The 23,262-nt window shown below is 60.7% G+C and carries 13 protein-coding genes; 5 read left to right on the forward strand and 8 right to left on the reverse strand.

Features of this window, described 5'->3' with window-relative positions; translation table 11 throughout:
- Positions 1-58: 58 nt before the first annotated feature.
- Genes ACQE3M_RS13585 through ACQE3M_RS13600 form a run of 4 tightly spaced genes read right to left on the reverse strand, consistent with a single transcriptional unit; the run spans position 59 to position 9,097 of the window.
- Positions 59-3,901 carry a hypothetical protein gene (locus tag ACQE3M_RS13585; RefSeq protein ID WP_430506175.1) on the reverse strand — a complete coding sequence of 1,281 codons (3,843 nt, stop codon included), beginning with the start codon at positions 3,899-3,901 and terminating at the stop codon, positions 59-61.
- Positions 3,898-4,518: a BREX protein BrxB domain-containing protein gene (locus ACQE3M_RS13590; protein WP_006182471.1), complete on the reverse strand. Its 621-nt coding sequence runs from the start codon at positions 4,516-4,518 to the stop codon at positions 3,898-3,900. The genes ACQE3M_RS13585 and ACQE3M_RS13590 overlap by 4 nt, the downstream gene beginning before the upstream one ends.
- The gene (locus ACQE3M_RS13595) at positions 4,515-8,261 is read right to left on the reverse strand and encodes a hypothetical protein (protein WP_430506176.1); all 3,747 of its coding nucleotides are present in this window, start codon (positions 8,259-8,261) and stop codon (positions 4,515-4,517) included. The genes ACQE3M_RS13590 and ACQE3M_RS13595 overlap by 4 nt, the downstream gene beginning before the upstream one ends.
- Positions 8,261-9,097, reverse strand: coding sequence for a BrxA family protein (locus tag ACQE3M_RS13600; protein WP_430506177.1), 837 nt, complete (start codon positions 9,095-9,097; stop codon positions 8,261-8,263). Before ACQE3M_RS13600 ends, ACQE3M_RS13595 begins: the two co-directional genes overlap by 1 nt.
- A 128-nt stretch (positions 9,098-9,225) precedes the next feature.
- Between ACQE3M_RS13600 and ACQE3M_RS13605 the strand changes: the two genes are divergently transcribed.
- Positions 9,226-12,414 carry a PD-(D/E)XK nuclease family protein gene (locus ACQE3M_RS13605; protein WP_430506178.1) on the forward strand — a complete coding sequence of 1,063 codons (3,189 nt, stop codon included), beginning with the start codon at positions 9,226-9,228 and terminating at the stop codon, positions 12,412-12,414.
- On the forward strand, positions 12,407-16,039 hold the full coding sequence (locus tag ACQE3M_RS13610; RefSeq protein ID WP_430506179.1) for a UvrD-helicase domain-containing protein: 3,633 nt from the start codon (positions 12,407-12,409) through the stop codon (positions 16,037-16,039). The genes ACQE3M_RS13605 and ACQE3M_RS13610 overlap by 8 nt, the downstream gene beginning before the upstream one ends.
- Before the next feature lie 58 nt (positions 16,040-16,097).
- Here the strand turns inward: ACQE3M_RS13610 and ACQE3M_RS13615 are convergent, their stop codons facing one another.
- The gene (locus tag ACQE3M_RS13615; RefSeq protein ID WP_430506180.1) at positions 16,098-16,793 is read right to left on the reverse strand and encodes a nucleotidyl transferase AbiEii/AbiGii toxin family protein; all 696 of its coding nucleotides are present in this window, start codon (positions 16,791-16,793) and stop codon (positions 16,098-16,100) included.
- Complete coding sequence (locus tag ACQE3M_RS13620) at positions 16,790-17,464, reverse strand: helix-turn-helix domain-containing protein (RefSeq protein ID WP_430506181.1); 675 nt, start codon at positions 17,462-17,464, stop codon at positions 16,790-16,792. The genes ACQE3M_RS13615 and ACQE3M_RS13620 overlap by 4 nt, the downstream gene beginning before the upstream one ends.
- Positions 17,465-17,893: 429 nt before the next feature.
- On the opposite strand from ACQE3M_RS13620, the gene ACQE3M_RS13625 reads away from it, so the two are divergent.
- From ACQE3M_RS13625 to ACQE3M_RS13635, 3 genes are all read left to right on the forward strand, one after another.
- Positions 17,894-18,712, forward strand: a complete 819-nt coding sequence (locus tag ACQE3M_RS13625) for a ParA family protein (RefSeq protein WP_430506182.1) — start codon at positions 17,894-17,896, stop codon at positions 18,710-18,712.
- On the forward strand, positions 18,709-19,116 hold the full coding sequence (locus ACQE3M_RS13630; protein ID WP_430506183.1) for a hypothetical protein: 408 nt from the start codon (positions 18,709-18,711) through the stop codon (positions 19,114-19,116). Before ACQE3M_RS13625 ends, ACQE3M_RS13630 begins: the two co-directional genes overlap by 4 nt.
- 273 nt (positions 19,117-19,389) lie before the next feature.
- Positions 19,390-20,622 (forward strand): phage integrase SAM-like domain-containing protein, encoded by a 1,233-nt coding sequence (locus ACQE3M_RS13635; RefSeq protein WP_430506184.1) that lies wholly within the window; start codon positions 19,390-19,392, stop codon positions 20,620-20,622.
- A 36-nt stretch (positions 20,623-20,658) separates the two neighbouring features.
- Here ACQE3M_RS13635 and ACQE3M_RS13640 read toward each other — a convergent pair whose 3' ends face one another.
- Both ACQE3M_RS13640 and ACQE3M_RS13645 read right to left on the reverse strand, forming a co-directional pair.
- Positions 20,659-21,312 carry a hypothetical protein gene (locus tag ACQE3M_RS13640; protein WP_430506185.1) on the reverse strand — a complete coding sequence of 218 codons (654 nt, stop codon included), beginning with the start codon at positions 21,310-21,312 and terminating at the stop codon, positions 20,659-20,661.
- Between the two features lie 28 nt (positions 21,313-21,340).
- The gene (locus ACQE3M_RS13645) at positions 21,341-23,260 is read right to left on the reverse strand and encodes a heavy metal translocating P-type ATPase (protein ID WP_430506186.1); all 1,920 of its coding nucleotides are present in this window, start codon (positions 23,258-23,260) and stop codon (positions 21,341-21,343) included.
- Between the last annotated feature and the right edge of the window lie 2 nt (positions 23,261-23,262).

Raw genomic sequence — 23,262 nt, forward strand, 5'->3', positions numbered from 1 at the left:
TTCTTTGACAACCGGCGTCTCCCTCTTCCACGGGAGTCTCTGAATCTCGAAATCCGTCTTACTCAGGATTGTTCTCTAAGAGGACGATGCTCCCCTCTTCGAGATCGTCCAGCTGTCCTTTCACACCTCGAATCCGATCCAACACGGTCCTCGCCCCTGAGAGCAGTTCGTTCACACGTTCTTCACTCGGCCTGTCGTCAGCGTCGACGGCCGTAGTAACTTCATCGGTCACGTCGGCGTTCGGAAGCTCCTGGCGAAGCTCTTCAGCGACCATCTGAAGTTCGGCCCACGCATCGTCGTCCGCATCTGGCGGTCTCGGGTCTTTTGCCCGTTCGATGAGCTGGCGCACACGTCGCTTCGAGGGTGGCCGTGATGCGGCGAGCGTAGTCTCGACGGACTCGGTCGTCGGTGAGTCTGGGTGCTCCTCACGCATCTCTTTGCCTGCTGCCCGTAGCTGCGACCAAAGAGCCGAACCGTCAGAGTCGTCGAGGAGGTCGCGAACCTGCTCGTACGTCTCGGCCTGCTGGACGACGGCGGAGTCGACGACATCACTTTCCGACAGATCCTCGCCGGCCCACACAGCTTCGAAGACGTCCTCCAGGTCGCCAAGTACGATGTCGTCGAACTCATCAGTAGCACCATCGACGATTCCTCGAACGTTGTCCTCGTTCGACCGGAGCCACGCGCTCAAATCGTCACAGATGGCTTCCGGATCAGAGTCAGCGACGGTCTCACCTGTGATCCGCCGGTACTGCGCCGACGTTTCGTCGGCGCGATGTCCCTTCGCGTCCTCAAGCCGTGACTCGACCGTCGAAACGCTGGGGACAGTATCGCCTTCCGCTGTCACTCTCATACTGGCAGTGATCGACGCGTTCGGATAGAGCGAGGCCATCGTGTCGAGATCGTCGCTGAAGCGTTCCCAGAGTGTCGTCCCGTCTTCGCTGACGCCGAAGAGTTCACGAGCGTTCGCGAAGATTTTCGCCTCTTCGAGTATCGTTTCGAGGTCATCTTCACTTCCAAGGTCGGACGTGGAAAGCTCGTCCCCGCCGAGGGCTGGGCCGACCGTTGTCTCGAAGGCGCTGAGCGGCACATCGAACTCACGGCTGGCGCCTTTCAGCGTCCGCTTGACAGTTGCACTGTTCTCGTTGACCCATTGGCCGAGCTCGCCCAGCCATTCGTCTGGTCCGTCACCCGACGGCTGTTCGCCGAGGACCGTCGTAACGAGTTTTCGCACCGTCTTCGGGTCGATAATCTCGACGCCGAAGCGGACTTGGAGTGATGTCAGTCCCCCTTTGGTCCGCACTTGTCGGCCGATGGCGGCGGGATCAGACACGTACTCCGTATCCTGCTTGAGCGCGACTGACTCGTTGGAGGTCGCAAGTGTGATGAGCAGCGCCGCGATCGACTCCTGAGGGGTCCCGCGGTAGTCCCCGTTGGCAGTCTGAGTCTGCTGGAGGAGTGTGTCGACGTCGACGGATTTCTGCCCCTCGTACGTATCGATGAACTCGCGACACCAGCCCGTATCGGCGACTTCCGCGTTGGCGGTGTCGACGCCAAGCATCGCGGCGTCTGCGTCCGAAAGGGGCCACTCACCGCTCCCGCGGAAGAACCTCGCCATCGCCTTTGCGTCGTCGACCTCGACGAGCGGCCGTGAGAGCGTCTTTCGAGACGACCCGAAGACAGCGTTGACCTGGTCTTCGACGACACTGTCAAGCACGCTCGAGCGCGCACCACGGTGTTCGTGTACCGTGTACACCGACGCATCTTCGAGTATCTCCGTCACCGAGGATTCGAGGCGGCGTTTGTCGGCACGGTGTTCGCGTTCGAGTTCCTCGTGGGATTCGGTCTCCTCGTCCAACACCTGTCCCATCCCGATGACGTTCCGGATTCGCTCCAGCATCGTCTCCGGAACGTCGACGGTGATCAGGATATGCTCGCCACCATCCCGACCGTTGTTCACGTCCTGCCACGTCTCGGTCTGCTCCGAGACAGTATCGTGATCATCGGCCAGCACACGAACGCGAAGCGCGTCGTACTCGGGTGACGGCGCTCGGTCGACCGGTTCGAGGATGGAGTACTCGTACCGCAGTGGGACGAGGCGCTCGTCGCCGACATCGACCTCGTGGCGGCTGCCGTCACTCCTGAAGAACGCGTCGTTCTCCCGCAGCCGCGTTTCCACCCACGCCGACAGCTGATGCGGCGAGATCTTCGCGGCCTTGTCCTGGGCGCGACTGAGGATGCTCTCCTGTTCCTCCGAGACTAGCGTGTAGACCTCGTCGCCTTGGTCGTTCGTCTCGGTGAGGGCCTTCTGCTTGTCGACGAGCGTCTCCAGTCCCGATTCGGTTCGCTCGACGACGTCGTCGACGGACGCCGTGACGTCGTCGACCATCAACCGACCGAGGTTCTCTGGCGTCGACGGCACAGCGGGCGTCTGGTTCAGAAGGTAGAGTCCTTTCGCGAGGCGGACTTCCCACGCATCCTCGTCACCATCGAACGTCGGGACGAGCGTGTTGTCGATCATCTCCTGGACCCAGAGCGGGAGGTACGTGGTCTCCTCGACCAACAGGTCGAACAGGACGTCCCACGTGACGAGCGAGCCCTCCTCTTTCGACGCCCATCCGAACTTCGTGAACAGCGACCGAACGAGGACGAGCAGTGCTCGCCCCTGAATGTAGTCGCGATCGGTCGACCGGCCCTGCGTGATGAGTTCCTGCATCACCGCCCGCAGGAGCGACAGGTCGTACTCGCGGAACGGATAGGACTCGACTGGGTCCGGATCCGCGCTCGTCACCGACGAATACGTGTCGAGTGAGAGATCGGGCATCGACGCCACCAGTGACTCGACACGTTCGCGTCCCTCGGGGTCCGACTTCTGGAGCCATCGCTTCCGGACGATGATCTCGGTGTCCGCTCCTTCAAGCCGTACCTGTTGATGCGTCCAGTGATCTTCGGGCGGCTCGCCGATGAGACTCTCCCGTGTATCCGGGAGGGAGTACTGCCCGGTGGTGACCACGACCGGGTTCGGCCCACGCTGCAGTGCCTCCATTGTGTCCTCGAACTCACGATAGCGATGGCGACTGTCGCCGACGAAGAGCGCCACCTCGTCTAAGCCGAGCAGCAATTCGGTTCGTTTGCTGCCGTCGTTGAGAGCCTCCGTTGCAGTCTCGACCCGTGAGACGAGGTCCTCGGGATCGAATTCTTCTGGATCGACATCCGCTTCTGCGGTCTCGATGGAGGCTTTCACGCCCGAACGACTGTTGAGCTCCGTTCCGGACGTCTCTTCCATCGCCGGCAACGCCTCGTAGAGCCAGCTGCGGAGGGACGCCCGTTCGGCGAGAACGTCGTCGAATGTCTTCCCGTCATGCTCGAACGCTTGAAGGGCCTCCCAGACCCCATCGTACTCCATATCCAGCGTCCAGGCCCACTCGAGCAGCCAGTTCGGGTCGGTCGGATATCCGAGATCCCGACCAATCGCCTCGAAGATGAGGAACGGCAGCGGCGGCTCTTTCGACGCATCGCGGTCAAGCAGGTTGAGGAAAACTGGCTTGAGGCGGTCGACGTGAGAGTCTGTGATTGCCTGCTGGAGTTCGTCGAACCCCGGCCACTGTTCGGCAAGTCGATCACCTAGGTAAGCGAACTCGGATTCGTCGTCGGCGAGGAGGCCGACCAGCTTCAGGAGGTGGGTCTTCCCCGAACCGAACGTCGCGTGGATGTAGAGGAACCGCGCGGCTTCACCGGGATGGGTCTGGATAGCTTCGCCGAGCGTTTCGAGGACCTGCTCGGCACTGTCGGTTTCGTAGAACTCTCTCACGTCGGTCTCGGCTCGCTCGCGAGCGTTGACTTTCTGTACTTCTTCGAGCTGTCGCGTCGGATCGCTGTGGAAGAGGTCGTCGATAGTCATTGGAGATGCACCCCCTGGATCTGGCCGTCAATCTGGTGGGCGGGGTAGTAATGGCGTGATTCACCGCCGAAGAAGCTCAGCTTCCCGCCGACGACGTCCCCCGGGAATGGGATTCCGATGGTGGACTTTACGTTCCGACGGTCAAGCTCGTCCAGCAGTTCCGATGCACGCGTGAACGGATACAGACTGCCGAGATTTAGCAAGAGTACCACATGGCTCTGGGTCTCCAGCTGGGCTTCGCTGAGCTCGTGTTCGATCATTTGCTGAACGAGTTCTTCAGCAAGCCGGTCCTGCATCGTCTCCTCGATACGCTCACCTGGCGACGTATCGCCCTCGAGTTCAGCCAGGGGTTCGCCCAGGTCGACGAGGAGTTTGTACACATCGGTCCGTGGCAGTAGTTCGTCAAGCCAGATCGGCTGGACGGTTACGTTGTCAGGAATCTCTGGGGCTTCCTTTCGTCCATCAGACCAGGTCGCGAGCCTATCTGCGACCCGATGCTCGACTGCTGGGTCGACAGCAGCGATGACGAACGGGTTACGAATCCCGTGTTGCCCCTGAGCGAATGTCCGTAGTTTCTCCTTGAATTCACGATACGGCGACGAACTCGTCTGGCTCATCGAATAATCACCCCTTCGTCAGTCTCCTCGATCTCAAGATCTTGCTGTTCCACGAGACGCTCCAACCGCCGGTTCAGTTTCTGCCGATCGTCAGGAACGATACCGATTTGATCGACGTCGTCCGGCGATCGATCCCCAACGATCGACGACAGTTCATCGAGCCGGCCATCCAGTTCACTCGGGCTGTACTCGATGGTTTCAGCGAGCGGCTCTAACTGCGCCACGTCGTCAGTGATCTCGACGATATCGTCTGAATCAGGATCGGTAGACAACACCGCGATCGCGCTCTCGATGGTTTCGTACCACTGCTGGAGGTGGCGCATCGGAGTGATGTATTCGCCTTCGAAGGCGACGTGGACGCCTGCGGGGAGATCAGTTGCTGGAAGAATCCATGGATGCTCCTCAATACGACTGACTAGTTCACGCAGGCCCCGTTCGTCAACGAACGCGTTCCACGACCTCTTAAGTTCGGGTGCGAGGTCGGGAACTAATTCTCCGGAGAGTGTACTCCACCCATCGGTCGTCCACCACTCCCCATCGAACGATGAGACCGCAGATGAGCGGGACTCGATAGATGCTTGAGCGTCGTCGTCAACCCAGTCGAACTGGCGGTTTCGAATCGTTAGTACCGCGTCGAGCTGGTGTAGTGTCGAAAGACGCCGGTTCCAGACGTCAGTTACCTCTTCGACCCACTCTTGGGCCTCGTTGGTCTCGTCGATGACACCCTCGATACCGTCATCTTGTGACTTGACAGTTGAGATGCGATTTTCGGTAGTTTTGATTCGTTCCGCCAGCTCATCAGCAAACGCATTGAGTAAGCCAGCGACTTCGTCGGTTCGCACGTCGGTGTCGACGACTAGCGTGACGTCTTCGCGAAGTCCGGTCAGCTTCGAGCGAATCTGCTGGTTGGCTTCTTGGAGGTGGATGAGACCATCCGCGACCGTTTCAGTTGTCTCTTTGAATCCACCCTCTTCCAGCAGCTTGCTCAAGTTTGTGCGTGGAAGGAGTTTCAACCTCGTCGTCGAGAGGCTGTCGAGGTCAAGGACGGCTTCGTCCTCCAGCGTGTTTCCGTCTTCGTCGATTGGTAGTAGTCTCCCCTCCCGACAGAATCCCCAGATGATCGCACAGAGAGCAGGCCGGGCCTCGTCGTAGAATGGCTTCTCCTCAACGATCCCGTCGAGAACGGTGTTCATATTGAGTCCTTCGTCGCGGCCTTTCAGCTGCCGGCCGGTGAGGGACATTACGTTTCGTTGAATCGTCTGTTTACCCTGCCCACCATTCTGGTTCGACGAGGGGACTTGGATTGTTCGTGCCCACGGCGGGAGCGGTGCATCGCTGTCGAGTTCGCGTAGTTCTCGCAGCCGACTTTCGTCGACCTGGAGCATCATCGGGTGGAAGTCGTCGGGATAGGCGACGTCGACAGTGGCCTGTATCGCCTTCGAGAGACCACCGATGTCCGTCCGATCTTTCACGCTATAGGAGCCACTCATCATTGCGCTCGTCAGCTTACTTCGGACGGCGTTCGCACGCTGTTCGAGGTCACGCTCGACGGCTGGTGGGGCGTCACGCGTTGCAATTGCGTCGCGAAGCGCCCACCACTCAATCATTCGTTTGCGAAGATCTTGGAGGCCATCCGTGTCGATCTCCCAGTAGAGCGTGTCCTCGTCGATTTGCTCTGGTTCTATGTCTGGGCGGACGCCCTGCACATCGACGTCGATGTCCAGCCCACCTTCGGCTTCAATACTGCTCTCGAATGTTGTCCCGTCGAGTCCGAAGTGATACGAAACGGGGTACTCATCACTAGATTCTCCGTACGGGACGGACTCTGGTAGCGATAGGTCCTGAGTGATGCGATTCCAGAGATGGTCGTCCAAGGTGTCGACGACGTCGTCCCAGTCGGGGTCAGCTTCATTCTCCTCGGTCTCGTCGTAGATGAGGCGTTCCTCCTGTGTCGCGAACCGATATCGAGGCCCACTTTCGTCCTGCGTCGGTCGAATGAACTTCTGCAGTCGATCCAGTGATTCCTCGACGCGGTTGGTCGTGCTAATCCACGATTGGCCGTTCAGGTCGTCCATGACGGCGACCGCGATATTCCCCTCGTTCAGGGGAACGATTTCGTGGACGTGCTGGAGCAGGAGTACGGCTTTCGCAACGTCGAGGTCGAACTCCTGAAGCTCACTTTCGTCATCGGCTACCTCGTCAGCGATGCCGGTTGTCTCTTCGGCGCCCTCGACGACCCGCATATCCTGCGGTAAGATCTCACGGAGTTCAGGCTCGATCAGCTCGAAGAAGTCGACCAGCGAGACGATATGGTCTTCCTTGCCCACGTCGACCCAGTCGTCCAGCAACCCGTGCATAAGCGCGAGAATGGCACGGGCAGTCCCCGAGAAGATGGACTTTGCCGGGTCGTTTGCCTCTCGACGGAGGTTGAACAGGATTTCGAGGAACAGCGGCGCGTGATACGGCAGGAAGGGGTAGAACTCTACGAGTTCCTCATCATCAATCGCATCGAGTGCCGGCTTCGTGTTCTGTTTGATTTCGTTGTACACGAGCGACTCAGCCGGTTTCACGTCGGCGTCGTCAAGGACTCGCCGAACCGCGTCCTCGCCCGTCTCTGACTTCTGGAACAGCCGGCGTTTGGCGATGTCCCCGACGTGCTTGCTCGGAAGCTGATACCGGTGCGGGAACCGGTCTTTGACGATACTGAAATCGGCCCCGTGGGCCGCGAACTTGGGTTGGACGTCTTCGATTTTTGCCTGCGCCGTCGCGACGAGCTGAATGTCGCCGTCTCCGATGTTGTCGACGTTTTCCGCGAGTGTCTGTAGTTCGGTGAGCCGCTCGAAGTCGGTCCCAATGAAGAGGCTCACCTCGTCGAGCAGGAGGACGAGCTTGACAGGTTGATCAAGCGCCGCTTCACGCTCCTGGCGCAGCGATTCCAGTCGACTGACAACCTCTTCTGGGTCAATATCCGAGGGTTGGAGGTCGGTGTAGCCATCGCGTGTCCCCGTGACACCCTCGAACAGCTTCGGAAGCACAACATCGGACAGCGCACTGTACTCTTGGACGTCGGTCCAGAGGCCGTCCGTTTCCCACTCGTATCGTGGTTGGTCCGGTGTCACTCCCTCGACGACTGATGCAGCTCGATCCTCTCGTTCCGGCCAGGCGTCGGTCGTTTGATACCAATCTTCGAAGTATGCGACGTCAAGCTGGGAGGACAATCCAGTCGAGACCCCGTTATTGACGCCCGTGAGAATCGGATTCTGGTGGGCGTGCCGGAGAACGATTTCACTAAAGCTGCGTTGCTTCTGCCCCTGATACTTCAGCAGGTTTACTGAGACAGGGATGACGTGATATTCGGAATGAACGGATTCCCACTGGGTTTGGAGCGTATCTAGGTCTCCGCTCGCTGACGCATCCGGGACGAGGTTTCTCCAAACCTCGTCGGAGTGGTCTTGGAGCCACTGAGTATCCATCAGCCCATCCAGAACTGTGAGGAGGTGGCTCTTTCCGCTCCCGTAGTACCCGTAGAGCCAGTAGTTCGACCCCGTACGCATATCCTCTGCTTCGCCGAGCAGGCGTTTGACGAAGTCTTCGAGGAACCGCTGGGAGTCAGCCGTAACGTGATATGACTCGATGGCTTGTTTCCGGTGACGTTTCTCGTCTGCAGATTGGTCCTCGCGGTCGATGCGTACCGATTCCTCGAAGTCCTCCGGTAAGTCTTCAAACCATGTTGCGTCGACCATTATTCAGCTCCCCCACTCGTAATCGATGCGTACGGCTCGTCGGTCGGCCGCAGTTGGAGACTTCCATGGAGCTCGACAAACTCCCACGCTTCCGTCTCTGCTACCCGATTGTAGAGTTCCTCCCAACGGGCGCTCGGCTGGAATAGGTACTGGAGCCCAGTTGGTGATTCGAACCACTCTTCGTCGCCTTCCTCAGACGAGTAGCCCATTGCGACGAGGAGTGGCGTATCTCCTAGTGATGGTGGATCACCGACGACCGTTTGCTGATTCTCTAGGACGCCGATCTCGCGCATAACTGACCGCAGTCCTTCGCACCATCTCTCTGTCGTTGAGTCCGCATAGTCGAACGGTGTCTCGTCAGTGTATTCGAACTGGTTCAGAATAGATGTGAGTGTCTCGTTAGAGAAGTCAAGAGGCTCGGGAAAGTCCTCAGCAAGGCGTCGGGCATATTCGTGGACGGCATATCGAACGAGCGCGTCATCGGCGACCAGATAGAGGTAGAGCACTTGGGCTTTGTCTCGCGATGACGAACAGGTATCCAAAACGGCGGGAAGTTCACTTGGATTAGGGAGGGTGGCAGGTGCGTTTTTGAATCGTGATGAGAGAACGCGGTATATCTTCTGGGAACTCCCCTTCGTACTGCGGTTCGCACGTCGTTCCTCAAACCAGATATCCTTGACCTGGTTCCAGTTTCCGTGTTCACGGTACAACCGAGCGATCTCTTCTGCTCGATCAGGTAGGAGGCCGCACATGGTCAAATCCATGTTGACCTCTTCGGGAGAGAATGTGCGGGAAAGAGACGGCGGTCCGTTATCGCCGTCCGGTAGAGCGTTCATACGAAGGTGGAGTCAACCGACCCACTTTACTATTTGTCATTGTTGGATATTCACTCCGCGTTAGTCAGAATACGCATAGTGGAACCAATAAAAATGAAGTGAGAGCGATATCTTGAGGACTGTATTCGATGACCTCTACGCTCCTAACTGGTTCTCAGCATGTACATTTAGAGGAGGCGGCTTTTGAACGGGCTGCGGAGATTGCTGAGAATTCACTTGGGAGTGTTCTCTACATCACCCGGAACGACGCTCGTCGAAGTGAAGTTGAGGACAATTGGGCTACGACGCACGGCTCTCTCAGTCTTCGTGCCGAGACGCTCGACGCAGTCGTTCGGGAGTGGTACGAGCATCTCCACGGTCCGGTCCAACCTCTCTCCGGGCAGCTGAACCGTCGGCTCGCGGAGTACGCGCTTGACCGAACAACAGCCGAGACAGATGGCGCTCTTGCTGGCGAACCGGCCTCTGCCGCCCTCGCTGATTCGTTCAGTAGCCGCTTCTCACTCTTCGACGACGCCGGCGTCGGGGCCCCCGACGCATTGGCAGCTGAGTTTGAGGGCTCTGCTCTCGATGACCGTATCGCGAAAGCCACTGTCGACGCGTACCGACACTACTGGGATCTCCACGGCGACTATGTCGACGAGTGGGTCTGTACCCGGGGAGAAATGTTCGACGCCGTGGCGACGGCGGAGCAGTCACTATCGGTGTTCTCCCCGGAACTGGATGTCGTCATCCTTTCCGGGTATCACGAGTTCCGTCCCGTCGAACGCCGACTCATTGAACGCCTCGTCGACGAACTTCCGATGATCGCACTGCTGCCGCTCCACCAAGATGGCCGGAGCGGAGTCGACGCCGTTGCGGAAGACGCCTTGGATGTCTACGAAGCACTTGACTTTGAGACAGTAGAACTCGGGCCCGTCGACAAGTCAGGACGGGCCTTCGGTACCATCACCGAGGCACTCTACCGCTGGGATCCCGACACCGTCCCTATTCCAGAGGCGCTCCGGTGGCGGGAACTCCCGACGCCCGAGCGCGAGATGCGCTTCGTCGCTCGCGAGCTCCGAACCGAGTTGGCCGATGGCCGTGACCCCGACGACCTGGCCGTCGTCGTCCCGGGGACCGAGGCCTATTCGGGGTACGTCGAGGACACGTTCGATACGTTCGACATCCCGCACGTCACGACCGCCGCTTCACAGCTGAACCGGACGTTCACCGGGAGCGTCGTACACGATCTCTTGAACCTCGCCGAACCCGACCCGCGTGCCGAGGATCTCACGTCCTTGCTGGCGAATCCACTGGTCGACGTCGTCGATACTGACCAAGCCAACGCCGTCACGGCATCTGCTCGCCGGCGTGACACCGTTTCTGTATCACCCCTGCTCGATGACGTCGACGACGACGCGGAGGCACTGATCGAGGATCTACTGTCCACATTGGAAACGGTCCGAACGGGGAACGTCGAAGATGCGACCGAGACGCTCCGCCGGCTGCTGGACGGTCAGTTTGACGTAGAGGCAGCAACAGAGGACTACGCCAGCGGCGCCGAGCAAGCTGTCGAACAGCGGGCCTACGATCTCGTGGACGAGGTCCTCTCCTCGTTCGAGTCGCTGGAGGGGGTCGATAGCGACCTCTCTCCGCTGGCGCTGTTCACCCGTGCTTTCGATGGTGTACCGATTCGAGTCCCGCAGAGCGCTGCTGGCGGCCACGTCGAAGTGATGGGGTTGCTCGACGCGCGGATGCGATCCTTCGAGAAGGTGTTCTTTGTGGGACTGACGAGCGAGCATTTCCCGGTGACCCCGGAACGACCGGCCTTCTTCGAGGAGATGACCGACGCCCATCCGCGTTTCGACACTGGCGACGAGCGGCTCCGTGGCCGCTATCTCTTCGCGACGCTGCTCGCGAACGTCGAAGAGCTCACGATCACCACGCCCGAGACGGGCGACGACGAATCCGCCGTCGTCCGGTCGCCAGTCCTCGACGAACTCCAGCGCGTGACCGGCATCGAACCCGAAGACGGCGTCGACGACCGCGTGGGCTCCCGCGAAGACCTCCAGCGGCACGTCGCTGCAACGGCCGACCGGCGTGCGGCAGTCAGCCGCGCCGGCGACCGAGGCGATCTCTCCCCCGAGCAGACCAAGCGCACGGATCGGGGTCTCCACTGTGCGGACAACAGGGGAACGGCTGGCCTCTCCGAACACGATGGCGTCTTAGAACCCGAGACAGTCGATGAGGTATACCCTCCGTCGGAGCGGGAACCCTACAGCGCGAGTCGAATCGAGCGATACGTCGAGTGTGGGTTCAAGTTCTACGCTGACGAAGTGCTCGGAATCGAGGATCCCGGTGATGTCGAAGTCGTCCCCACTCCCCTCGAAACCGGGTCGTACGTTCACGACGTCCTCGAACGGTTTTTCGCGGATCTGCAGGACGAGACCGAGGATGGTGTCGATCTCACGGACTTCGACCGGAACGACCTGGCGACGCACCTTCGCGAGATCGCCGTCGATGAACTCCGGGATGCTGACTTCGAGTACGAGGGTCTGTTCTACGAACGGTGGAAGGCGGAGCTGTTCGCGGGCCTGGGTAACGACGAGAGCGCTCCGTACGAGGCCGGGAGCAAACCCCACGACGCACCGGAACAGGGGTTGTTGGCTACCTTCCTCGACAACGAACTCTCGCGGGACGGCGCCGGCCGCCCACACCTGTTCGAAGCCCCGTTCGGCGAGGGACTTCCCGACTCGGATGCAGGGCCGTTCACAGTTGAGCGACCGGACGGCTCGATTGTCTCGATCCGCGGATACATCGACCGGGTTGACGTGAGTCGGGATGGCGAACAAGCGACGCTCACGCTCTACGACTACAAGACTGGTCGAGCACCGTATATGACAAAGACAACCGGCGGCACGAAGTTCCAGCTCCCCATCTATCTGCTCGCTGCGGCAAACGTCGTCGACGGTGATCTGTTCGAGCAGGGATCGCTTTCAGCGACGTACTATCAGGTGCGACCCCCCAACGACCTCAAGGTTCCACGCGGTGTCGAATCGAAGTTCGATTCAGAGGTCGAACTCCGCCGTTTCCTGAACGATGTCGTTCCGGAATGGCTGGGCCAGATCGACGAGGCGATCGCCAACGGACGGTTCCATACAACGCTCCTGTCCGCTCGGGGTGCGAACTGCCGATACTGTGACTACCGTCGGGCGTGCGATGTCCGCCATCACCGCAAGCGCGAGTTCGTCGATAAGGTCCACGAGGACGACGTTGCGTACGTTCCACTACGTGTTCGCGACGACGAGGACATCGAGGCGGTGATGAGCGATGACTGAGGAACCCGAGGAGATTCAGCTTACGGGGGAACAGAAGGACGCGCTCGTCCAAGGTCGGAACGTCGCGATAACTGCCGGCGCCGGGACGGGGAAGACGACGACGCTCACCGAGCGGTACGTCACGATACTGGCCGAGAACCCGTCGCTCACGCCGGAGAACATCGTCACGATCACCTTCACGCGAAAGGCTGCTGCCGAACTGACCGAGCGCGTTCGTGAGGAGGTATACGACCGGCTCGCGGCTGTCGACTCACCAGAGGCCTACCACCGCTGGCGAAACGTCCTCGACGATCTGGAGGACGGCTATGTCCACACCATTCACGCGTACTGTACCCGGCTCTTGCGAGAACGGGCCGTCGAGGCTCCGGTCCCGCTCGGTTTCGACGTGCTCGACGAAGACGGCGCCGCGACACTCCAACGCGAAGTCGTGACGGAGTTCCTCGAACGTAACCTGGACGATGACGACGTGGAGCTCCTTGCTCAGCTATGGAGTCGTGACCAGCTGGTCGATGTACTCACTGGACTACTCGATGAGCGCCCACAGAGCGAGGCGGTCCTCGAGGCGTGGCGTGACGCCGAAGTCGACGACTACGTCGATATCTGCTGGGAGGTCGTTTGTGATCTCGACGTCGCCGACGCCCGACAGACGCTGTATGCAGACGGACTCCTTGACCAGCTACGCACGGTTGCGGGCCGTGTCGACCGCGAGGGCGCTATCGCCGACGAAGACGGTCTTCGAGCCTACCGGACCTTCACCGAGGTCGCGACGCTCCCTGACGACCCCGAGGAAAGCAATCCCCGGGACTGTCAGCGGGCAATCCTTGATCTGTACGAGGCCTGTGAGAAGAAGAACGGCGGCCTGTACAGCAGTTCGGGGTACGTCGTCGGCGATCGGGACGAGTGGGATGAGTACGGTGACGTCTACGACGACCTGAAGGACGCCATCGACACGGTCATCGATGCCGTCGAACCGCACGCGGATGCGGTCGAGACCACACCCGGTGAGCTCGAAGCGAACAGCGCTCACTACGCGCTGGCTCTGATGCGGGTCTTCGACGACCTCCTCGCAACCTACACCGACGAGAAGGAGCGCCGCGATACGCTCGACTTCCCCGACGTGATCGAGACGACCCTTGAGTTCCTGCGAGCCAACGATGCCGTCACGGAGCGGCTCCGAGAGCAGTTTGCGGCCGTGATGGTCGACGAGTTTCAGGACACGGACCCGCGTCAGTGGGAGTTGATCAAGCTCCTCACGGGCGTTGACGAGCAGGCGGCGTCGAACGTCTTCCTGGTCGGCGACGAGAAACAGAGCATCTACGGATTCCGTGGGGCCGACGTGACGACGTTCGGGGCGGCGAGAGCGGAACTCCAGGCCGTCAACGAAGCCCGTGGGGTCGACGACGTCCCCGACAGCGACGCCGAGAGTCCGACCGCGCTCGAACTCTCCGGGAACTTCCGGACGTTGGACGAGCCGCTGTCGTTCCTAAACGAGCTCTTTGAACATCTCTTCCAGCCGGAAGGTGACACCCACGAACCGTACGAAGCGCCACCGCAGGAACTGAGTACGCAACGCGACCGCGTCGAAGATATCGAGGGACTCACCGGGAGCGTCGAGTATCTCGCTGTCCCCGACGACGCCGATACGGCGGCGGAGCTCTTCGGCGACGACCATCCGGTCGCCGGAGGCGCGCTCGATCACACCATCGAAGCAGAGGCGCAAGCGCTCGCTGCTCGACTGACACACCTGTTCGACGATCCGCCGCAAGTCCAAGACCCCGATACGGGTGTCCATCGTGACGCCACTCCTGACGACACGGCAATCCTCCTTCGCCGGCGAACCCATCTGGATCGGTATCAGCGCGCCCTTGAGGAGTACAATATTCCCTACACTGTCGTCGGTGGCGTCGGGTTCTACGATACGCCTGAGGTCCAGGCGCTCACGAACCTGCTTCGAGTACTCGGTGATCCACAGGACGATGTCTCCCTCTACGGGGTGCTTCGGTCGCCGCTGTTCGGATTCACCGATGATCGCCTCGCACCGGCTGTCGCAGCGGCTGATTCAGTGTGGGACGCGCTCGCCGAGACGGACGACCCGCAGCTGTCGGACGCGTTCGATCTTCTTACGACGTGGCGGACCCTCAGCGGCTGTGCGACGCCGTCCGAAGATGGCGTCCTCCCGTGGAACCGCCTGCTGTCCCGGGTGATCGACGACACAGGGTATCTGGCGAGTGTGAGTGCCGACGAACGCGGTCGACAGGCCGTCGCGAACGTCGAAAAGTTCCGCGACCAGGTCCGTACCTGGAGCGAGAACGGTGTTCACACCGCTGCCGGGTTGCTCCATCGGATCGACCGCCAGGCCGAAATCGATCCCCGTGAGGGGGAGGCAGATATTCCGGGTGACGCCGAGGGCGTCCGGATTATGACGATCCATTCCGCGAAGGGACTCGAGTTCCCGATCGTCACCGTCCCCGATCTCGGGAGTGACCTCAACTTGGGTCGCTCTGTGGACGACCATGGGTACGTTCGACTCGTGGATGGAACTGATGACGCGCCGCCGGTGCCGGCGGTCGGTGGGCCGAATCCGGGCGATGCGTTCTCCATCGAGAAGACGGCCGTCCACGAGTACGCCGACCGACGGTCGCGTCCTCAGGAGCGGGCGGAGTCGAAACGCCTCCTCTATGTAGCGTGTACACGAACGCGGGATCACCTCCTTCTCTGCGGCACGCATGACATCGACGTCGACGAGTCCGGGACAATCGAACTGGGCGAGCCTGCAGCCTTCGACGACGCAGACCGGTGGCGGGACTGGTTACAGCCAGCCCTCCTTGACGGAGCTCTCGTCGCCGAGGCGGTTCGGGAGGGACAGGCCCGTGGCGAGATGGCTGGGGCCAGCTATACCGTTCGCAAGCCGCCGCGCCCAGTAGACTGGCACACCGACGACGACGCTGTTGATTCAGCGCCGGAGATCTCGATTCCTTCACCGCCGTCGCTAGCGCCGGCGAAACGGATCGCGGCCACGACGCTCGTGAATGCGGTGGCGGATGCGTCTACAGACGGTCACAGTTACTCTCAACGGGAGGAGTCGGCGGGCCTGAGTCCAACGACGTTCGGGACGGTCGTCCACCGGATCAACGAACTCCGGCCTCCGAGAGACGAGTGGCCTACCCTGATCCGCCGTCTGAGTCGGATGGCCGGTGAGGAGCCCATAGAACCTGACCTCCGCGATGCTGTCGATCATGCCGATGATGCGGTCGAATTTGTGGACCAGGTTGAGGCTGATTCCCAGCTCCAAGCGGTTTACGACGAGTATTCTGTTGTCGCCCGAATTGATGAGTCGCGGATTGTCGGTGATATCGACCGGCTGCTCGTCACACCGGATGCCTTCCACATTATCGACTACAAGACCAACGACCTCTCAGCTACGACGTCGGATGAACTCGCAGAACACTATCGACCGCAGATGCTCGCGTACGCTCTCGCACTCCTCCAACATGACCGAAATTGTGACGTACGAGCTTCACTCCGGTTTACTGATGCAGGCGTAGAGGAACGGTTCAATTGGGTATCGGATCAGATGGCAGAAATTGAATCTGAACTTCGACCGATGATTGACCTGGTCAAGTAGTCACACGGCTATTCGACAATCAGCTGTTCGCAGAATTGTTTGTTGCCACGACTGATTCTCAATCCAACCTATTTACCTGCTCTGCCAGATATTCTTGGAGGGCGGAGACTGTCTCTTCTGAGACAGCTGAGGCCCCGAAGTCACTCCGATACCCGTGCTTGAGTTCGTCGCTCTCCAAGATCTCCAGTCCACGCTTTAGCTGCTCCCGTAGTGCATCGTCGTCCCCTCGCCGCAGGTGGGGCGTGACAGCGTCAAGGTCGATCTCTTCCGCGACTGCCAGGACGTCACGAAGATCTGTTTCGCGGCCGCTGTGGAGTTTTGCCGCCACGAGGACGGCTCCATTGATCACTCTGGCCGTCGTCGTTACTGTGCCCCCGCTCACCTCCTGCTGGTGGCTATGGTCGTACAGGTAGTCAAACGACCACTGTGCCTCCGTCTGGCGGCAGCCGAGGCCATTCACTAGCAGATCGAAGCCGATCGGCTGCTGCGGCGTGAGCCGCTTCTCGTACTCGATCACTTCGGTGTCGTAGAACCACTCCTTGGCGTGGCTATCCGTTTCTTCGAACTCCCGATTTTCGAGGAATTCGATGAATTCGGCCTTGGAGTCTGGTGCGACGACGATATCCAGATCAGTGGAGAAGCGGGCGTTGAACGCCGATACAGCGTACCCCCCGACAAGGACGTACTCGTGTCCCTCCTGAGTGAGGTCCTCGAGCAGTTCGATGAGTGCGTCACTTCGGTTGTTGAAGCTCATGGCTGTGCCCGTTCGGTTTCTCGATACGTAACGCCGAGGTCGAGGTCCTCGTACATCCGGTCGAGCATCGCCAGTGCCGACTGGAACTGGGCGTAGTTCTCGCGCATATACTCGATCGTCTCTACTCTCGGGATCACCGGGTACCCTTCGACGTGCTCGATGTCGAGTGACGGGCGTGGCTCGAGGACGATCTGCAGCGGTCCCTCCAGCTCGTCTCGGGGCTGTCGCTCGAATGCGGTGGGAAGGTCGAAGGACTCAAAGAAGGTCCCCCAGGCGTCGACGTCTCGCTCACGGACGGCCAGGAACAGCGGATAGTCATCCGGATTCCGCCCAACTTGGTAGCCGCCCTGGGTCCACACGTAGACGGCGTCGATCCGTGTAAATGCGAACGGCCAGTCACCGAACTGTGGGATGACGTAGGCTTCCTCGATGGATGGTGGACTGACGCCGGCGCTGGCAGCGACGAGCTCGCGGGCTGCATCGCGTACGCGCTCGTCAACGACAGTGAGGCCGTCGTCATAGGAAACGTAGCCTGCGTCTTCCAGCCGATTGACGGCCTGTCTCACTGTCTCGTAGGGCGTGTGGAGGTGTTGGGCGACACGACGGATGGAGTCACCACTCTCGATGGCGAGGATAGTCTGTGCCGCCGTGTCGTCGAGCACCTCATACATCTGGTGGTTACCAATAACCCGGTAACAGTTAAAAGTCTTACCCGACTGTCCATGAAGCACGATCTCTCTTCATCTCGAAGGTAGTCCTGATTCCCGCTGAAAACATGCGGAACGACTATAACGAATTCATCGAGCAAAACGAACGGAACGAGAAAAACGAATGCATTGAACGCATTCTGAGAAACGAACTGGTAGAGGATGAACTGGCTGCCCCGTACTCGATGAATAAAACGAGGCAAACGAACGTAACGAATAGAACGAATGGGTTGATGGAAACGAGTGTGTTTGCTTCAACGAGTGGAACGAACACTTGGTTTTAACATCGTAGTATTCCTCTCACCGAGTGAAACACCCTCACCGAACCAAACGAACAGAACAAGCATAACGAGCAAAACGAACGAAACGAACACAACGAGGTAAACGAAGGAAATGACTGACACCAACACTGCACGAATCACCGTGGCGAATCAGAAGGGAGGCGCCGGGAAGACGACTGACGTCATTCACACAGGCGGGGCGCTAGCTGCCCGGGGCTACGATGTCCTCCTAGTCGACATCGACTACCACGGGGGACTCACCTGCTCGCTTGGCTACAACGATCTGTACTACGACACCGACCGCACAACGCTATTCGACGTGCTCGACTTCGACCAGATGGAGTCGGTGAACGACATCATCGTCGAGCACGAGGAATTCGACATCCTCCCTGCCAGCGAGAAGCTCGCGAACAACAAGAACATCCAGACGTTGCTTGAGGCGCCGAAGAGTCGAGAACGACTGGAGATGACTCTCGATGAACTCGATAGCGACTATGACTACATCATCGTCGACACGCCCCCATCCCTGAACGTCCTCACCGACAACGCCCTCGTCGCAACCGGCAACGTCGTCATCCCCGTCATTCCGGAGAAACTCAACGCCAACAGCCTCCAGATTTTCGCAAAGCAGCTGAGCTCTCTTGAACAGGCATACGGAGACATCAATCGCCTCGCGATTGTCTGCAACCGTGTCGAGCAAAACGCCGAGCATCGAGACACCATCGAGGAGATCAAATCCGCGTATTCACTCCCGATCTTCGAGATCCCGAAGCGGACCGACCTTTCTCAATCGATTGGCGAAGGTGTGTCCGTCTTCGGCTTCGGCAAGGAGAACCAGCGAGTTGAGGATGCACGCGAACTGTTCAACGAGATTGCCGACTTGTTCGACGAGACGTTCGAGAAGGCTGCTCCTGAGGAGGTGGAAGCATGAGCGATGGCTGGGGAGATGCCTCCGGCATCGAGGGCAACTACGAAGATGAGGATGACGAGGGCGATTCCAGCGGAGCGAGTGAGGTGAGTGAAACGGTGGAAACCAGGTCATCGACCGAAACGACCGAATCAACTTCACCGAGTGAAACGAGCGAAACGAACAAAACGAAGACAAATATCAAGGACGAGTGGAACGGCCGGACGATCTACATCCCCGACGGTGTCCTCGACGAGATGGAGGATACCTACCTCGAGTCACAGCTAAAGCTCCGAAAGGCGGGCCAGGACGAGTTCAAGAAGAACCGCCACTTCTACCCGCTACTCGTCCAGTTCGGTGTTGAAGCGCTCTCTGAGGCCGATGCTGAGGAAATCCAGTCTCGGCTTTCGGAACTTGGCGACGAGTGACCTCGCGCAGAGTGAGGTTCGGGATTGCGTATAGCGATATAAGGTATATGATTTTGCTTAGTGCCGAAATCCGGTGTTAGGAGACTCCAGCCCCCCGAATCCTGCCGAGAGGTCGAATACATCGAGTGGTCCTGATTACGCCGGTAATCACGACCAGTTTGAAGTACCCCGCCGCCGTCGGTGAAGCACGGATGCTGCAACCGCCTCACGACGGCGCTTCCCCCAGGGTAGAGGCACCGAGACCGGGCTTGCAGGACGGTGGAGGACCGGTGAATGCCTGACCGAGCGCTTTCGACGCCGCTCGACGACAGCTTCGAGCGCTACCTTCAGGACAAGGGGAAAGGCCGTGGTGGGGACGGTGGGAACTATCGACGCAACGCAGCCCGCGAGCTCGAGCGGTTCGCCGAGTGGGCCGCCGGCGACCGCGGCGCCGACGACTGGACCGGGATCGTTCCCGACGACGTCGACCGCGAGCCGACCTTCGACGATCTCGACGAACGCGTGTTCCGGGAGTACGCCCGACATCTCGGTGGAGATCGGGGACTCAAGCAGAACACGGTACAAACCTATTACCGCTATATCTCTGCGTGGTGTGGCTGGTGCGTCAACGAGGGATATCTTGAGGCACACTACGCGCAGCGGGCGAGTGCGATGGCGCCGTTACCGGAGGACGACGGCCGTAAGCCCGGCGACCAGCAGGCCTGGACGTCCGAACAGCGCCACGCCCTCACCCGTCACGTCGACGAACGGGCCCGCGACGCCGTCGAGGCGTACACGACACTCCCGGAGGATACTGACCCCCTCGACAAGCAGCGAGCGCGCTACGAAGCGCTGAAGGCGGCTCGTGACCGGGCTCTGGTGTTCGTTCTCGCGTACACGGCCGTCCGTGTTGGGGAACTTCTCCGGGACCCGAACGACCCGCGGCGACGTGGCGTCCGCTGGGAGGACCTCTCGCTTGACGAGGGGAGTATGGACGTCTACCGGAAGAAACAGCAATGGGACGCCGCGAGTCTCCCCGACCCGGTGATCTCGCCGCTCCGGAGCTACCGCCAGCTGATGGACCCACCCACGGAGCGCTGGCCGGTGTTTCCGACGTTCGACCAACGGACGCTCGCAGAGCTCGTCCGGGAAGAGCTAGCCGAACGAGGGGAACGCCCGGAAGCAATCGCTGAACGCCGTGGGGAGTACGCTCGCGACCTCCTCCTGGCGCTCGATGAGGATATTCGGCCGCCCTCGATTACGACGGACGGCACACGATCGATTCTCCAACGGCTCTCAGAAGCTGCAGAGATAGACATTGACCATCCGAAACACGACTATCTCGCTCCGCACGGTGGTCGACGCGGGATGGGTGAGGTCCTCGTTCGAGCATTCGGATACACGGTTGCCGCCCGGTATCTCGACAATTCAGAGGAGATGGTGAGAGAGCGGTATTCACATATCGAGGCCGGAGAACTCGGTGATGTCGCTACTGAGGCGCTCGAGGAGATCGATAGTATACCGTAGTAACATATTTCGAGTGTGAGGGGTAGACCGTCGCGTTCACACCGCGTCGACGGTGAACAGCGAGTCGTCGCTGAGGACGACCTGTACCCGGCGGTGCCAGGCGTCAGCAAAGGCCTCCCGTTGCTGGTCGCTTGCCGATCCGTCGAGAATCCCTTGGAGGTTCCCGATCGCGGGTCCACCGCCAGGAACGTCGCTGACGTGGTAGGCCACTTCGACGGTCTCGTCCGTGTCGGTTCGCCGGAACCGGAACGTCGGGTCCGCCGTGTCCGGGTCGAACGCGTCGAAGACGAGGAGGTCGCGGCGGCCGCCATAGCCGCCGGCGAGCCCGCTGAATCCGTCATCGCCGGTCGCGCCAGTCACGTACGAGATGATGCGGCTCATCACGCCGTACGCGGCATCGTCCTGCGGGCCGGCCGTCTGGACCTCGATTTTGCTCCGGACTGGATAGTCGTCGGGATACAGGGCGTTGAGCCCGAGCTGGACGATCCGGTAGGCGCCCGAGGCTGTCGGACAGGAGTGGCCCGCTTCTTTCACCGCGTCCCGGTAGGTGACGACGAACGGCTCGCCCGGTTCGAGGACGCCGAGGGCCTCCGCGACGGGGTCGCGGATTTCGATCGGGTCGACGTCGTAGTCGACCTGCCAATTGGTTCTCGTCTGGGTCGTGTCAGTCGCAGTCGAGTTCGATGTCATGAGTGGTGGTGATGATCGTATCTAGTGGTCAGTGGCGAAGCAGTCGCATCCCGTTGAGGATGACCGCGAGGACGCTGGCCTCGTGGACCAACATTCCCGCGGCGAGGGTGACGTAGCTGGTGAGCACGCCCGCGAGCAGGACGGTCACGGTCAACACTGCGAGCCCGACGTTCTCGAGGACGTTCCAGCGCGTCGCCTTGCTGAGTTTGACCGCGTAGGGGATGCGTTCGAGGTCGTCGGCCATCAGCGCCATGTCCGCCGTTTCGATGGCGGTGTCCGTCCCGGCGGCACCCATCGCGATGCCGACGTCAGCGGTCGCCAGCGACGGCGCGTCGTTGATGCCGTCGCCGACCATCGCGACGACGTGTCCGTCGGCTTGGTAGGCCTCGATGACGGTCTGCTTGTCCTCGGGGAGGAGTTCGGCGCGGTACTCGTCGATGCCGACCTCCTCGGCAACGGCGGCGGCCGTCCGCTCGTTGTCGCCGGTGAGCATCACCGTCTCGATGCCGACGTCCTGAAGCGCCGCGACGACGTTAGGAGCTGCCTCCCGGAGCTCGTCCCGCAGCGCGATTGCGCCGATGATGTCCCCATCGCGGATGACGTGGACGACCGTCTCGCCGCGCCCCTCACGCTCGCGGACGTATTCGGCGACCGGACTGGGGACGTCGATGTCGCGGTCGTCCAGCAGTGCGCGGTTGCCGACGACAACTTCATGGCCATCGGCATTGGCGATGACGCCCTTGCCGGCAATCACGTCGAAGTCGTCCGGATCGGAAATCGACTGGCGGCTGGCGTCCGTATCGTCCGCCTGGGCGACCGCCGCCCCACCGTCCGTCGCAGCAGTCGGGCGCTCGCGGGCTGCGTCAACGATGGCGTCGGCAAGGTGGTGTTCGCTCTTCTTCTCGGCTGTCGCCGCGAGCGAGAGGACCTCGTCGTCGGCGACGCCGAATCCCTCGACGTCGGCGACGGTGGTCTCGCCCTTCGTGAGCGTCCCCGTCTTGTCGAAAGCGACGAGGTCGATCTTGCCGGCGCGTTCGAGGTGTTCGCCGCCCTTCATCAGCACGCCAGACCGAGCGGCGTTACCGATGGCCGAGACGATGCTGACCGGTGGCCCGATGACCAGCGCGCCGGGACAGCCGATGACCAACAGCGTCAGCGACAGGATCGCGTTCTGCGTGACTGCATATGCGCCGATGGCCAGCACGATGACGGCCGGCGTGTAGTACTTCGCGAACCGGTCGATGAGACTCTCCGTGGGCGACTGGGCCTCTTGGGCCTCCTCGACGCGACGGATGATACGTTCGAGGGTCGTGTCCGAGCCCGCACCCGTCGTCCGGATTTCTAGCGCGCCCTCCTGGTTGACCGTCCCGGCGTAGACTTCGTCGCCGTCGGCCTTGTGGACGGGCGCGCTCTCGCCGGTGACCGGCGCCTGGTTGACTGCGCTCTCGCCGTCGACGACGGTTCCGTCGACCGGGATCTTCCCGCCCGGCTTTACGACGACGACTTCGCCCTCTTCGACATCGCGGGCGGAGACCTCTTGGAGTGTCCCGTCGCGACGGACGGTCGCCGTGTCGGGCGTCATCTCCAGTAGCTCCTGAAGTGCCGTCCGGGTCTTCCGCATCGTCCGGCCTTCGAGGTAGCTGCCAAGGCTGAACAGGAAGACGACGGCGGCGGCTTCCCAGTACTCCCCGATGACGATAGCACCGATGGCGGCCAGCGTCACCAGCGTCTTGATGCCGAGCGTCCGGTTGGTGACCTCGTGGTAAGCGGTCTTGGCGATGTCGTAGCCACCCACGACCGTCGCGAGGACGAGGATGGCGGCGCTTGCCATCTCGAAACTCGTGAGGTAGCCGAGACTCCAGCCACCGCCGTACAGCAGGCCGCTCGTCGCCGTGACGATGGCCTTCCGGTGGTTCCGGTAGTACTGCGTGATCGATTGTTTGTTCATAG

The sequence above is a fragment of the Halosubterraneus shenae genome (assembly GCF_050510935.1).
GTDB lineage: Archaea > Halobacteriota > Halobacteria > Halobacteriales > Haloferacaceae > JBDGPU01.